We start from the raw sequence: 13,729 nt of genomic DNA on the forward strand, positions 1-13,729 counted from the left end.
ATGGGGTGATGGGAGCACGCGGCACCGAGGAGTTCACCCTCGGTGCGCCGCGCGCCGGGACGACACCCCCGCACCGGCCCACCGGCCGGGCGCGGGCCTGGCCGGTGCTGCCCTGGGTGGCATGCGCGCTCGCGCTCATCGTGGCCGCCGTCGCCGTGGCTCCCGCACCCCCGCCCGGGGTCAGCCCGTGGGGGTACCTGCCGCACCTGCGGGAGCGGCCAGAGCTCGCCTGGCAGCTGGAGAGCACCGAGGTGACCGGGGCCTGGGCGTTCGGTGGGGTGCTCGCCGTCGCCGATCTGAGCGGGGTCGCCGGGATGGACGCCAGGTCGGGTCGGGAACGCTGGCGGCTCGATGCCCGGGCCCCGCGATGCACCTCCGACGGCACCCTGCTGACCTGCCTGACCCGGCGTGAGGACGCCGTGCTCGTCGTCGACCCCGACAGCGGGGCGACCAACCGGTGGGACGTGCCGGACGCCGTGGCCGCCATCGCGTACGAGGACGGCGTCGTCGCCGTCACCACCTCCGGCCTCACCCGGATCGATGCCGACGGGCGCGCTCTGTGGACGCAACCCCGCACCCTCGGCGCCCCGGTGGCCGAGGGACCCGCGGTCATCGATGGCTGGTTGTTCGTCAGCGTCCTCGGTCCGGTCGGAGGCCTGGTACCCCTCGACGTCGAGACCGGTGAGCCGGGCGACCTGGAGGTCGTCGGGCGGTCGGTCTCCCGCGTCCGCGAGGGGCTGTGGACCTCCTCGGCCGATGGGACGATCCGGCTGTTCGCGCGCGATCAGCAGCAGCACCAGGTCGGTGACCCGCGGGACTACGTCGCCACCGTGAGCGACCCCGCCCTGCTCGCGGAGCCGCTCCCCCGCACGCAGTCGCAGTGGTCCCCCCTGGCCCTGCTGCCGGGAGTCGCGCTCGGGAGCGTCGACGGCACCAGGGTCGCCGCGCTGGACACCAGCACCGGGCACGAGCTCTGGCGCCGGGAGCTCGTGATGGGCTGGATCGAGACGCCGTTGGTGGACGAGGAGACGATGGTCACCACCGTGCTCGACCCGGCGACGGGGAGTCGATCCACCGTGCAGGCGATCGACGCCCGGACCGGAGCGGACCGGTGGCGGCTGGAACGCCCCGGCCACATCCGCACGATGATCGGCGGCAACCGGCACCTGTACCTGCTCGACGCCTTCGGCGTCACCGCGTGGGAGCTGAGCCGCTGATGCGCACCGACGAGTTCGAGCCGGCGCCGCCGCCACGAGAACTCCCACCCCGACGGCGACCCCGGACCTGGTCGGGCCCGTGGCCCTGGGCGATGGTCGCCGTCGTGCTCGTGGTGGGCGCGGTCCTGACCGCGCCCCGGCCCGGGCCGGTGGTCGACCCGTGGGGGCGGGTGCCGGACCTCGCGAGCACGCCCGAGCTCATGTGGGAGATCGAGCAGTCCGACATCGACGACCTGTGGCTCTTCGACGGGGTGATCGCCTTCGTCGCCCGTGGTGACGTCGTCGGGCTCGACATCGGGACCGGTGAGCGGCGGTGGGAGGTGAGCGCCACGATCCCCCGGTGCACCTCGACCGGCACCTCGCTGGTGTGTGCCACGGACGGCACCACCGTGCTGGAGATCGACCCCCGCAGCGGCCGCGTGGACGAGCACCGCATCGACGGGGTGGTGGCCGCCACCCGACACGAGGGCGATCTGATCGCCGTGACCGAGACGGCGATGATCCGCCTGGACGACGAGGGCGAGGTCCGATGGCGGGTGCCCGAGGGCGGTATGGAGCCGAGCCTGTGGTTCGCAGGGCCGGCCGTGGTGGGAGGGCAGGTGGTGGCGATCCGCTCCGACCTCTACGAGCGGCCCGACGCCCCGGCCGCTGTCGATCCGGAGACCGGCGACACCCTCGGCGGCCCCGGTGGCTACCCACTCCCCCTGCGGGACGGCGTGTGGACGTTCGGCAGAGGCAGCCCCTCCACGCACTACCTGCTGCGCGGAGAGCCGGCCCCCCTGGTGAGCGCACTCCCTGTCGTCGCCACCGACGCGCCGCAGCAGCTGTCCGCGAGCGAGTTCACCACGGGCACGGACCTCCCGTTCGCACTGGTCGACGACGTCCGGGTCGACACCCTGACCGGCGGCGGTGAGGGCGGCACAGCCGCCACGGACGTGAGCACCGGGGAGACGCTCTGGCAGACGGATCAACTCGGCGGACTGGGCCAGAACACGCTGATCGACAACCGCACGGTGGCCTATCTGTCCTCCACCGAGGACGAGTACGTGTACACCGCCCGCGACGTGCGCACCGGCCGGGAGCACTGGAGCATCGCCGGTCAGCTCACCGTCGACACCGACGGTGAGCATCTCCTCGGCAGGACCTCCACCAGCGTGACGGCGTGGGAGCTCGGATGAGCAAGAACGACGAGTTCACCATCTCCGGTGAGGGCGCGGCACACGCCGGCACCGAACCACCACGACGGCGACCCCGGGCCGGGTCGGGCCCGTGGCCCTGGGCGTTGCTCGCCGTCGTGCTGCTGGTGGGCGCTGTGCTGACCTCGCCCGGCGGGGAGCGACCGGTGGCGGAGGCCTGGTCGGTGGCGGTCGAGGACGCGGCCGCGGCCGGTGTCTGGGTCCTCGGCTCAGAGGTGGTCGCCACGGTCGAGGGGGACGAGGTCGTCGCTCGCGGCACCGGCGACGGGCACGAGCAGTGGCGGATCTCCGTGCGCGAGCCCCACTGCTCCGCCGACGGCGACCGGCTGGCGTGCGTCGCCTCCGGCCCGCCCTCGCGGTCCACGCCCGGAGCGATCACGCTCGTCGACGCCGCCGGGCAGACGACGGTGATGCAGCTCGAGGGAGCACACCTGGCGGTGCCCCTGGGCGAGGACGTCGTGGTGGCGGGCGGGTCCGGCGCCGACGAGCGCTGGCTGGCCCGGATCGACCCCGACGGCGCCGAGGTCTGGCGCACCGTGGTCGAGGAGGCGTCCTCGAACCGTTCGGTGCCGCTGACCTTCGCCGAGCTCACGCTCACGCCACGGCAGATCGTCTGGCGCTACGGCCCGGACGAGTTCGCACCGCCCGATCCGGGCATGGTGGACCCGGCCACCGGCGAACGGCTCCCGACCCTCAGCGCCGCGCCCTACACCTCGAGCCTGCCGCTGGAGTTCGAACGCACGCTCATCCACCTCGCGGCTGACTCCCGTGCCCCCGACGGCGAGATCGCCGTGATGACCGGTGGCGTCGCCGAGGGCGCCGAGGGCGACTGGCTGTGGCGCTGGGACGTCGACGAGATGCCGCTGGCGGTCTCGGAGTCCCACGTGAGGACCATGGTGAACGCCGACCTCGCCGCGTCATTCGCGGGCGGGCCGCTCGGATACGCGGCGCTGCGCACACGCACCCTGCAGGAGGGCCGGATCGAGGAGTCGACGACGTCCTACCGATCGATCGGCTGCCCCTGCGCGTGGGCGGGCGGGACGCTGGTGGCTCACGGCTACGCGGTGGCCGACCGCGAGGCACTGGCGCAGGGCCCGTACCGGCTCGATGTGCTGATGATCGAGGGCACCGAGGTGGTGGCCAGCTTTCCGCGCCAGACCCTCATGCCGGCCGACCAGGGCGCCCGGCCGGCCGGCCTCGCCACCGACGGCTCGACGGTGTTCCTGCGCCAGGACGGGCGGCTGCTGGCGCTGGACACCCCCTGAGTTCGGGCCGTCACAGCGTCGTCATACCGCCGTCCACCCGGAACTCCGCCCCGGTGGCGAACGCGCCGTCCTCGCTCGCCAGGAAGACCATGATGCCCTCGACGTCGCGTGCTGTCCCGGCCCGGCCGAGGGGGATGCGGCCGACGATGGCCGCCCGGGCGTCCGGGTCGTCGGAGATGGTCGTGACCAGTGGGGTCTCGGTGTATCCGGGCACGACGACGTTGACCCGGATCCCGTCGCTCGCATAGGCCGCCGCGGCGGCGCGGGCGAGCCCGTGACCACCGGCCTTGGACGAGCTGTAGGCGCTGAAGTCCTGACCCTCGCCGTTGAGCGCCGTCGGGCTGCCGGTCACGATGATCGAACCACCACCGCAGACCTGCAGGGAACGGACAGCGTGCTTGAGCGTGAGGAAGGTGCCGGTGAGATTGACCTCGATCGTCCGGCGCCAGACCTCAAGGTCCAGATCGCCCACCTTTGCGTCCTGACCGAAGAGCTGGACTCCGGCATTGGCGACCACGACATCCGGACGCCAGCCGGCCTCCGCGAGTTCGGCGAAACCTCGCTCGACACTGGCCTCGTCCGCGATGTCGACCGTCAGCGGCCGTCCGTGGGGGCCGGTGCCCGCCGCCTCGACGGCACCCTCGTGGTCGCGGTCAGCGTAGACCACCCGCGCGCCCTCGGCGAGGAACCGGTCGGCGACCGCTCGGCCGATACCCGCTGCCGCACCGGTGACCAGCGCCGTCCGGCCCACCAATCGTCCCTGGTTCATGACCGCACCCTTCGTCCGGCTCAGTGGACGTTGCCGTCCTCACGGTAGGCCTTCCACACGTTCTCGAAGAAGTCGTCCCCCGTGGGCAGGGGACGGACCGGCCGCCACCGGAACACGGGCAGCCCGGCCGGGTCGGCGCCCTCCCGGGCGAGGATCTCGGAGAAGGCCGGCTCCGCCGTCGGGATCTCGGAGGGGGCGCAGGCGCCGGAGGCATCGCCGGCCGGGGCGACCCACGCGGTCTCCTGCACCTCGTGGGCCAGGGCTCCGCCGTCGAGGGTGAACCGGAACAGCTCCGGCAGGTCGAGCTCGGCCTCGGCGTTCTCCCCGTAACCCACCAGCGGCAGCTGTCCCTGCGGATCGGTGTAGAGCACCGAACCACGGGACTTGCCGCCGTGACCGACGTAGTCGGCCATCGCGGACAGGTAGATGTAGGCGGTGGTGAGGATGTCGCGCACCAGGAAGGTGCGGTTCATCGAGCGCCGCGAGGTCTGGTCGGCGCTGATGAGATCCGAGTACGTACTGAGCCATTCGTGCACCTGCACGAGCGCCTCCTGGATCGACTCCGGCGAGCGGACCGGCCCGGCCTTGGCGCTCATCAGTTCCTGCACCTGGGTCAGCAGATCGCCGGTGTTGTCGGGGGCACCACCGGCCCGGCGGGCGGCCGCGGTCTCGGCGAGCGCGATCGCCCCGGCGACCACGGGCTCAGCGGCGCCGGCGAAGGCGTCCGGGTCCACCGGGTCGTCGGTGCGGCGGGCGGCGATGAACTGCGCCGCCCGGGTCGCCCCCACCTGGCCGCTGTTGAGCGCGGCGCCGCCGGGGCGGTAGACCCCGTGCGCACCGCCGGCCTCCCCCACCGGGAAGAAACCCGTGATGTTGGACTGCCACCACGCGTCCACCAGCAGACCGCCATTGTTGTGCTGGGCGCACACGTCCACCTCGAGCATCTCCTGCTCGAGATCCACGTAGGGGTTCTTGTCCAGGTAGAACTGGTAGGCGGGCTCGTTCATGTGCCGCAGCCGTTCGATCGGGGTACCGAAGAGCACCCCGGCCTTCTCCAGGTACTCCAGCGCCTCCGGCTCGAGCTCGGCGTGGTCGAAGGTCTCCCGCACCGGGTTGGAGCGGAAGTCCAGGAACACCCGGCGCCCCCGCAGCACCGTCTCGCGGTAGACGAGCAGGTCGATGAGACTGGAGCCGTCCCGGGCCTTGCGGATGTCGAAGGGCCACTGGTAGCCCTTGAGAAAGACCAGGGTGAGCATCCGGCCGTAATCGGGAATCGCCTCGGTGAGGAACTCGCGCTCGTCGCCCCCGTCGGCGTCGGTGGAGACGAACCGCGGGACCACCTGCATGTAGGTGCCCGAGACGTTCCAGCGGGGCTTCGTCGAGGCCAGGCCGAACTGCCACTCGGTGAGGTTCTTGCCGTGCACTCCCGCGCGGTAGGCGGCCCCGGAGGCCCCCCACTGCCCGTTCGGGAACACCCGGGTGGCGTAGATGCCGGCCGGGCCACCGGTGGCATAGACGACGTTCGTGCAGCGCACCAGCAGGAAGGGTGAGCGTTCGCCGTCGTGCGGGACGTCGGTGCGCAGCAGCAGGATGCCTCGTACAGCACTGCTCCTGCCCTCGTGATCTACCACCAGATCGACCACACGGCAGTCGTCGTAGATCGGGGTGCCGTTGCGGGCGACCTTCTTCTCCAGCTGCTCGACCATCGAGCGGGAGGTGTACGGGCCCACGCTGGTGCCGCGGCGGCGGGGATCGTGGTCGGTCTTGTAGCCGACGAACTCCCCGTACCGGCTCTGCGGGAAGGGCACGCCGAGGTCGCACAGCCGCAGGAACCCTCGGGCCGAGAGCGCCGCCTCGGCGAGGGCGTTGTCACCATCCATGGCGCCGCCGGAGAAGAGGGTCTGGGCCATCTCGTCCACCGAGTCGGCCTCGGCACCGGACAGGCTCAGCTTGTAATAGGTCTGCTTGTCCGAGCCGGCGTTGCGGCTGGCGCCGGCGCCGACCTTGTCGGTGACCATGACGATGTCGTCGGTGCCGAGCTCCCAGAGCCGGTCGGCGGCACAGAACCCGGCCGAGCCGGTGCCCACCACCACCGTGTTCGCGGTGATGACGGGGATGTCGGTGCCGGCGATGGTGTGGAGCTCGGCCCCGGGGACGTCGGTGGTGGCGGTCATCATGTGGTCCTTCGTGGTGCTGGTGAGGGGCGGGCCGGGGGCATCACAGGCGGGGGATGTGCATCCCGCCGTCGACGTTGATGACCTCACCGGTGGAGTAGGGCATCCGCCCCGCCGAGAGCTGGACGACGGCGCCCGCGACGTCCGACGCCGCACCCCACCTCGGCATGGGGGCCAGACCGTCCGCGAACTGTGCGTCGTACTTCTCCTTGACACCGGCGGTCATGTCCGTGGCGATCACGCCGGGCCGGACCTCGTAGACCACGATGCCTTCGGGGGCCAGACGGGCAGCGAAGAGCTGGGTGGCCATGCCGACGCCGGCCTTGGAGATGCAGTACTCACCGCGGTTGGTGGAGACGAAGGTGGCCGAGACCGAGGAGACGTTGACGATCGTGCCGACGACACCGTCCTCCGGGCCGTGCGCGCGCTCGTCACGTCCGGCGAGCATGGCGTTGGCCACCCGCTGGGTGAGGAAGTACGGACCACGCAGGTTGATGCCGAGCACCCGGTCGAAGCTCTCGGGCTCGGCCTCGAGGATGTCGGCGCGCACCGAGGGCGCGACGCCGGCGTTGTTGACGAGCAGATCGATCCGGCCCCACTGCTCGAGGGCGGCGGTGACGTAGCGCTCGTGGGACTCGGTCTCGGCCACCGACCCCTGGACGTAGATGACCTCGCCGCGCTCGCGCAGCTCGGCCATCAGCTCCTCCGGCTCCGGCCGGGTGGCCAGGATGGCGACGGCGTAGCCCTCCTCGAGCAGGGCGTGGGTGATGCCGAGGCCGATGCCTCGGTTCCCTCCGGTGACGAGAGCGACCTTGGGCACGACGAACTCCTGAGGATCGGGGACGGACCCCTTCATCATGCCTGACCGGCGCCGCTGCGGCAAGCGCTTTCCGTCGGGTCGGGCCCCTCGAACGTCAGTGGGCCGCGAGTACCGGCTCCTGCTGGGGGCTCTCGTGCCCGAGGGAAGGGCGTCGCCGTCGGCGGCGACGCACCGCGACCAGCAGGACCAGCGCCGCCAGGAGGGCGAGCGGCGCCCACGGGACCGCCCAGACCTGCCCGCTCGCGCTCGCCGAGGCAGGGTCCTCGGCATAGACGGCACCCTCCGGCGGGACCGGGTCGGCGGTGACCTCGATGTCGAGCGGGCCCAGGGCAGGCACGTCGGTCAGCAGCGCGGTGCCGCGGTAGGTCTCCCCCGGCAGCATCACGTAGGCATCCGGGCCTTGCGTGCCCTGCTGGGCCATCCCGAACGGTCCCGCCATGTCGACGGCGGTGCTCGCCCCCAGCCGGACGTTGCCGGTGTTGCGGACGGTGAAGTCGACCTCGAGGCCACCCACCGGGAGCACGCCCAGGTCCGGACGGTACCGGGCCGAGACGTCTTCGACGCTGACCTGGGGCTGAACGGGGCCGGCGACGCGGACGTACACCCGCGCACCCACACGCCGTTCGAGCGCCATCTGGCCGTCCTCGGCTGGGGTGGTCAGGGAGGCGACGATGCCGGCCGCATGATCCCCGGGTTCGGCATCGGCCGGGACGGTCAGGCTGAACGGGACGTCCACGCGCGAGCGCGCCGGGACGGTGATCTCGTCGGTGATGTCGATCCACGTGCCCGCGCCGGTGGAGGTCTCCGCGCCGGGGAGGACGTCCATGCCTCCGGTGCCGGTGGTGAAGGCGTCCTGGGAGTAGACCTGCAGGACGAGGTCGTCCTGACTGAAGTTGGAGACGCTGACGAGGTCCTCGACCCGCGCACCCTCGTCGAGGGCGAACTCGAAGACCGGCCGGTCCGCGCTCGGACCGTCGGGCCCCGAGGGTGCGATGCCCCAGGACGTGCGCTCCTCCTCCGCGTCGGTCTGTGCTGCGGCGGGCGAGGCGACCAGCGCCATCAGCAGGCCCAGGAGGAGAACCGACAGGCGCACCGGGGCGCCGGCGAGGGGGGCGGGGAGGGACAGGGTGCGCATCAGCCGGCGCTCCTTCTGCTCGGTGGTGTCGATCGGGAGGGGGAGACCGGGGCCCGAGGCATCGATAGCCTCGGGCCCCGGTCTCGGTCGGACCTACATGGCGGTGAAGGTGATCAACGCCGTGTACGCACCCGGTTGGGTGTCGGTCGGGGCCCGGAGGTCGAGATCCGCACCGAGCTGCGTGGTCCCGACACCCGAGCCCGACGGCGCCAGCGCCAGGGTCTGCGAGATCGCCAGACCGCCACCGTCCTCACCGCCCGGAGCGACGGCGGGGCCGTCCACCACGCCGCCGGCGGCGGGCTGGGTGAGCACCGTGGGCTCCCAGCCCAGAGCCGATCCCGTGAAGGAGTCCCCGGAGGCCGCGGTGAAGTCGGTCACCTGGGCCGAGACCGACCAGCCCGGCGCTCCCGCACGAGTGTCGGTGACCGTCACCGGCCGCAGCTCACCCGAGGTGACCCAGGCCAGCGCGTCGCTGGTGAGCTCGAATGTCGGCAGCTCCACCACCCGGTCCTGCGGATCGACGCTGAGCACGAGCGCACCGCCGGCTTCCTCCAGCGTGGCAACGATCGTCTGCGTCGCGTCGCTGGAGCCGGTCGGCTGCTCCAACAGCTCCTCGACCACAGTGATCACCGCCGTCACCGGACCGAACTCGGTCTGGCCCGTCACCGTCACCGTTCCCACATCGGCGGTGCTGACCTGACCCCAGCTGACCGGAGCCTGGGAGATCTCCTCGGTACCGGTGTCCAGCACCGGCACCGACCCCGGAAGCTCGGCCGACTCACCCTGGACCGCGGTGAGCTGAACACGATCCTGGCGGACGTGGCTCGCCGTCGACTTGTTGTAGACGTCGATGGAGGCGTTGGGCTGGGAGGTGTTCTCCATACCCGGCACCGGGGTGAACATCGACTGCCAGCGCGAAGGCTCCCAGGTGAGCACGCCCTCGCCCCGGTTGTCCGGGATGTCGTTGGCGATCTGGAAGACACGCTGGATGAAGTCGGCCTGCCCCTGCACCGTGCGGGGGTAGGTAGCGTTCGGCATCGGCTCGCCGCCGCCGCCGGAGGCGGGATAGGACGTCTCCGCGATATCCATCTTGTAGCCCGGATGCGCGGCCACGACGGCGTTGAGCGCGCTCTCGTAGTAGTCGATCGTGCCGTGCCACTCCGGGTAGTAGGAGTGCGCCAGCACGTCCACGTCCTGGCCCTGGGCGTTGAGCCGTGGAAGCAGCTGGTCCCAGAACTCCATCGTCTTGTCGTCGGAGTCCTTGCCGATGATGACGTGGATCTCGACCTCGATGTCCTCGCCGTTGTCGGCGGAGACGTCCCGGACGGCGGAGATACCGCTGCCCACCAGCTCACTGAAGCGCTCCCACTGCTGCAGGTAGAGCTCGCGCTCGGCCGGGTCCTCGGAGTTCCAGTAGTCCCACAACAGGCCGCCACCGGGCTGGGACTGGTAGACGTCGCTCTGGTCGACCCAGTACGCCGGGGCCGTCCCACCGATGTGCTCGTTCTCCGAGCCCCACATGAAGCCGTTGATGATCTCGTTGCCCACTGCGACCTTGTCGGGCACGGTTCCCTGGGCGATCAGTTCCTGCAGATGGTCGTAGGTGTAGTCGTACATCGCCGCCTTGAGCTCGTCGAACTCGAGCTCGGCCCAGGCGAGCGGCTTGGGCTGCTTGCTCGGGTCCGACCAGGAGTCGGAGTAGTGGTAGTCGATGCCCAGGCCCATGTCCCGTTCGCCCTTGACCCACTGCGCGACCTCGAGGGTGCGCTCGGGACCCTGGCGACCGTGGGAGACGGGATTGCCCGACCACTCGCTGCGTGGCTCGTTCCAGACCCGTAGCCGCACGTAGTCCATGCCACGGTCCTGCACGACGTCGAGCAGGTGAGGGCCGGCGCCGCGGTCCTCCTCCAACGGGTTGACCCAGAACTCACGACCCGAGGCGACGTCGTCGTCCACCCAGGACATGTCGGCCCCGAGCACGATCTCCTCACGCAGGTAGTTGTAGGCACGAAGCTCGCGTACGCCCACCTCGGCCCCCGGGGAGGCGTCGGTGAAGTGCACCCGCACGTACTCCACGCCGGGCTCGGTCAGCAGCGCCGTGGCTCCGGCCGAGGCCTCGGTGTTCTCGCTCGAGTCCTGGACGGTGGTCCACTGCGCACCATCGGTCGAGACCTGGATCTCGAACTGGTGGACAGCGGTCGGATCGGCGAACAGCACCTCGATCTTGCGCACGTTGTCGTACGCGCCTCCGAGGTCGAGGGCGAGCCACTGGCCGGTGACCGCACCATCGGCGGACCAGACCGTCGACTCGTCCTGGTCGATCGCCAGGGCGGCATCGTCCGATGCAGTGCTGGCCGTGGCGCTCACCCAGTCCTTCTCGGCGAGATTGGACTCGATCGGATCGATCACCGCCTCTCCATGAAGAGCATGTGCCGGCGACGCGAGTGCGCCGCCGTGGGCCGCAAGTAACCCTGCGACCGTCAAGCCGACGACGCACGCGCCGCCGGTCCGCTTCTTTCGTTCCACTTTCCTCACTCCATTCACGCCCGCGTCGATGCAGGCGTTCGCTCGATAGGCAGATAGGATTGTTGAACACCATCCGGAATGGTGACGGCGTCCATGCCGTCACCTCCACCATATACGGAGCACTGGATGAGCGGTCAATATCATTCTCACGGATCGGGATGAGCAATCAATGCACTTATGAGTGACCCACCCGAAACCCATAAGAAGTGATTGAATGCGCACCTTCGGAAGCAAATAGGACGCATGCGATCCGCGGCCCTTGTCTGACTATTCGCTCCACCATTCATACGTTTCGCGCGGGCCATTCGGGTACAGCGACTACTGCAATTCGGCGCTCCGACTCTCGGCACCGGAAACTCTCGGAGGCCACAGCGGCTCGGCCGTCCCGTCGACTTCGCGGCGACTGCTGCGTTCGGACAGGAAATAGGAAGCGGCTGCGCGAAGGATAGCGATCTCCTCGCGCAGCCGCCGATTCTCCTCTTCCAGTCTCACCCTGGGCTGACCCTGCGACGTCGATCCAGGCCGGGCGTCCTGGACATACCACCGCCGCAGCGACTCGTGGCCGACTCCGAACTCGCGAGCCACTGCGGCGACGGCCGCAGTACGAGATCGGTACGCGGGCATGGCTTCCTGCAGTCGGCGCACCGCCTCCGCGCGAACATCTGAGTCAAACTTCTTCGGCATGACGAGCATCCTCGACAGTTCTCAGCTCTTGAATACGGACGCCTGCGCGGACCCAGCCTTCGAGCCCGCGGAGGGCGCCGGACGCGAGCGACTCCGCACTACCGCAGCCGACCGCCCCCTCCCGTCCCAGGCGGGGCCGGGTCGGTGAGGGCGGCCGTCACTTGATCGCTCCGGTGATTCCTTCGGCGAAGCTGCGCTGCAGGATGAGGAACAGGACCATCGTGGGCAGCGAGGTCAACAGCACGGCCAGCATCAGCACGCCGTAGTCGGTGACGTATCCGGCGGTCAGGTTGGAGACCAGCATGGGCATGGTCTGATATGCCTCGTTGATGAGGATGACCTTCGGCCAGAGGAAGTTGTTCCACGCCGTCATGAAGATCACGACCGCTGCGGCCGCATAGGTGGCGCGCATGGTGGGAATGAAGATCCTCAGGAAGATCTCGACCTCGCGCAGCCCGTCGATGCGCGCCGCCTCGACGATCTCGTGCGGGAAGGACCGCGCCGACTGCCGGAACAGCAGGATCACGAATGGTACCGAGATCGCGGGCAGGATGACCGCGATATTGGTGCTCGTCAGGCCGAACTCGGCAAACAGTTGGAAGAGCGGGATCATCGTCGCTGCGAAGGGGATCATCATCGCCAGCAGCAGGATCACCATCAGGCGGTCCTTGTTGCGGGAATGGAACACCTCGAAGCCGTAGCCCGCGATGGAGCAGACCAGCAGCGCGAGCACCGTGGTCCCCACGGCGTTGACGGTCGAGTTCCACATCGCCGCGCCCAGGCCCTGGGCGATGACGAGCTCGTTGAAGTTCTCGATCAGGTGAGCGCCGGGAAGAAGCTTTGAGCCCAGCACCTCCTGGCTGGTGTTGCTGGAGGAGACCACCATGAAATACAGCGGGAAGATGGAGAACAACGCGAAGACGGTCAGGAATGCGGTGCGCGGGACGTTGCGCCAGGTCTGCTTAGTCACGCTTGTCACCAACCTTGATCTGGATCGCGGCGAGAACGGCGACGATCACGAGGATGACGTAGGAGATGGCAGCTGCGTACCCGAAGTTCGGGTTTCCGACGAAAGAGATCTCGTAGAGATAGTGCGAGATGCTCATCGAACTGTTCGCCGGGCCGCCCGCGGTGAGGTTGTAGGACTCATCGAACAGCTGCAGCGTACCGTTCGTCGACATGATCGCCGTGAGCAGGATCATCGGCTTGAGCTGGGGCAAGGTGACGTACCACAGCGTCTTGGCGGCGTTCGCGCCGTCGACCTTGGCTGCCTCGATGCTGGAACGGTCGATGTTCTGCAGGCCCGCGAGGTAGAAGACCATGTTGTACCCGGTCCACCGCCACAGCAGGCCCAGGATGATGACGAACTGCGCCGTGGTGGTCTGCCCGAGCCAGTTCACCGGCGAGTCGATGACCGAGATCCCGAGCAGGACATCGTTGACCAGCCCGTCGGTGGCGAACATCGTGCGGAAGACCATCGCATAGGAGACCAGCGAGACGGCGCAGGGCAGGAAGATCGCCGTACGCCACATCGCCCGGAAGCGAAGCCTGGGGTTATTGAGGATGTTGGCCAGGATCAGGGCGAGTACGAGCATGATCGGCACCTGGATGACCAGGTAGAGCATCGTGGTGCCCAGCGTCATCCAGAACGTCTGGTCGGACAGCATCCGCTCGTAGTTGAACCACAACGGCTCTGCGAAGGAGAGGTTCGCGCCACGACCGACCTGCAGCGAGAGCAGCAGCGCCTGGAACATCGGCCAGAAGTTCATGATGAAGATCAGGGCCGCAGCGGGTATCAGGAAGAACCACCCGATGAGGGACCGGCGGCCGCCCAGGCTCGAGAACCTGCCGGCAGACGGAGAGGTACCACCGGACGGTGGTGGTGCGCTACGCGGGGCGACGGTCGTGGAGACCGGCGCGGTGGGCATTGTCATGGCGGGGGC

11 protein-coding genes are annotated in these 13,729 nt (G+C 69.7%); 3 read left to right on the forward strand and 8 right to left on the reverse strand.

From position 1 onward, the window contains the following. Positions 1–8: 8 nt before the first annotated feature. Genes LQF12_RS13735 through LQF12_RS13745 form a run of 3 tightly spaced genes read left to right on the forward strand, consistent with a single transcriptional unit; the run spans position 9 to position 3,678 of the window. Complete coding sequence (locus LQF12_RS13735) at positions 9–1,217, forward strand: outer membrane protein assembly factor BamB family protein (protein WP_231053472.1); 1,209 nt, start codon at positions 9–11, stop codon at positions 1,215–1,217. Next, the gene (locus LQF12_RS13740) at positions 1,217–2,395 is read left to right on the forward strand and encodes an outer membrane protein assembly factor BamB family protein (RefSeq protein ID WP_231053473.1); all 1,179 of its coding nucleotides are present in this window, start codon (positions 1,217–1,219) and stop codon (positions 2,393–2,395) included. Before LQF12_RS13735 ends, LQF12_RS13740 begins: the two co-directional genes overlap by 1 nt. Further along, positions 2,392–3,678, forward strand: a complete 1,287-nt coding sequence (locus LQF12_RS13745; protein ID WP_231053474.1) for a PQQ-like beta-propeller repeat protein — start codon at positions 2,392–2,394, stop codon at positions 3,676–3,678. The genes LQF12_RS13740 and LQF12_RS13745 overlap by 4 nt, the downstream gene beginning before the upstream one ends. A gap of 10 nt (positions 3,679–3,688) precedes the next feature. On the opposite strand, the gene LQF12_RS13750 is transcribed toward LQF12_RS13745, so the two are convergent. The 8 genes from LQF12_RS13750 to LQF12_RS13785 form a co-directional block, all read right to left on the reverse strand. After that, positions 3,689–4,447: an SDR family NAD(P)-dependent oxidoreductase gene (locus LQF12_RS13750; RefSeq protein WP_231053475.1), complete on the reverse strand. Its 759-nt coding sequence runs from the start codon at positions 4,445–4,447 to the stop codon at positions 3,689–3,691. A gap of 20 nt (positions 4,448–4,467) precedes the next feature. Beyond that, positions 4,468–6,621 (reverse strand): FAD-dependent oxidoreductase, encoded by a 2,154-nt coding sequence (locus LQF12_RS13755; RefSeq protein ID WP_231053476.1) that lies wholly within the window; start codon positions 6,619–6,621, stop codon positions 4,468–4,470. 43 nt (positions 6,622–6,664) lie between these two features. Beyond that, the gene (locus LQF12_RS13760; protein WP_231053477.1) at positions 6,665–7,441 is read right to left on the reverse strand and encodes a 3-ketoacyl-ACP reductase; all 777 of its coding nucleotides are present in this window, start codon (positions 7,439–7,441) and stop codon (positions 6,665–6,667) included. Between the two features lie 94 nt (positions 7,442–7,535). After that, positions 7,536–8,576, reverse strand: a complete 1,041-nt coding sequence (locus LQF12_RS13765) for a DUF916 domain-containing protein (protein WP_231053478.1) — start codon at positions 8,574–8,576, stop codon at positions 7,536–7,538. Positions 8,577–8,669: 93 nt separating this feature from the next. Next, positions 8,670–10,985 (reverse strand): glycosyl hydrolase 53 family protein, encoded by a 2,316-nt coding sequence (locus LQF12_RS13770; RefSeq protein ID WP_231053479.1) that lies wholly within the window; start codon positions 10,983–10,985, stop codon positions 8,670–8,672. Between the two features lie 435 nt (positions 10,986–11,420). Further along, on the reverse strand, positions 11,421–11,786 hold the full coding sequence (locus tag LQF12_RS13775) for a transposase (RefSeq protein WP_231053480.1): 366 nt from the start codon (positions 11,784–11,786) through the stop codon (positions 11,421–11,423). Positions 11,787–11,943: 157 nt separating this feature from the next. Then, a complete protein-coding gene (locus LQF12_RS13780) occupies positions 11,944–12,756 on the reverse strand; it encodes a carbohydrate ABC transporter permease (RefSeq protein ID WP_231053481.1) in 813 nt (270 codons plus the stop codon). Further along, on the reverse strand, positions 12,749–13,720 hold the full coding sequence (locus tag LQF12_RS13785; protein WP_231053482.1) for a carbohydrate ABC transporter permease: 972 nt from the start codon (positions 13,718–13,720) through the stop codon (positions 12,749–12,751). The genes LQF12_RS13780 and LQF12_RS13785 overlap by 8 nt, the downstream gene beginning before the upstream one ends. Between the last annotated feature and the right edge of the window lie 9 nt (positions 13,721–13,729).

This window comes from Ruania suaedae, assembly GCF_021049265.1.
GTDB classification, from domain to species: domain Bacteria; phylum Actinomycetota; class Actinomycetes; order Actinomycetales; family Beutenbergiaceae; genus Ruania; species Ruania suaedae.

Bases quoted from the DNA above. Each gene is read 5' to 3' on its own strand.
- LQF12_RS13735 (WP_231053472.1), top strand. From the start codon at position 9: ATGGGAGCACGCGGCACCGAGGAGTTCACCCTCGGTGCGCCGCGCGCC.
- LQF12_RS13740 (WP_231053473.1), top strand. From the start codon at position 1,217: ATGCGCACCGACGAGTTCGAGCCGGCGCCGCCGCCACGAGAACTCCCA.
- LQF12_RS13745 (WP_231053474.1), top strand. From the start codon at position 2,392: ATGAGCAAGAACGACGAGTTCACCATCTCCGGTGAGGGCGCGGCACAC.
- LQF12_RS13750 (WP_231053475.1), bottom strand. From the start codon at position 4,447: ATGAACCAGGGACGATTGGTGGGCCGGACGGCGCTGGTCACCGGTGCG.
- LQF12_RS13755 (WP_231053476.1), bottom strand. From the start codon at position 6,621: ATGACCGCCACCACCGACGTCCCCGGGGCCGAGCTCCACACCATCGCC.
- LQF12_RS13765 (WP_231053478.1), bottom strand. From the start codon at position 8,576: ATGCGCACCCTGTCCCTCCCCGCCCCCCTCGCCGGCGCCCCGGTGCGC.
- LQF12_RS13775 (WP_231053480.1), bottom strand. From the start codon at position 11,786: ATGCCGAAGAAGTTTGACTCAGATGTTCGCGCGGAGGCGGTGCGCCGA.
- LQF12_RS13785 (WP_231053482.1), bottom strand. From the start codon at position 13,720: ATGACAATGCCCACCGCGCCGGTCTCCACGACCGTCGCCCCGCGTAGC.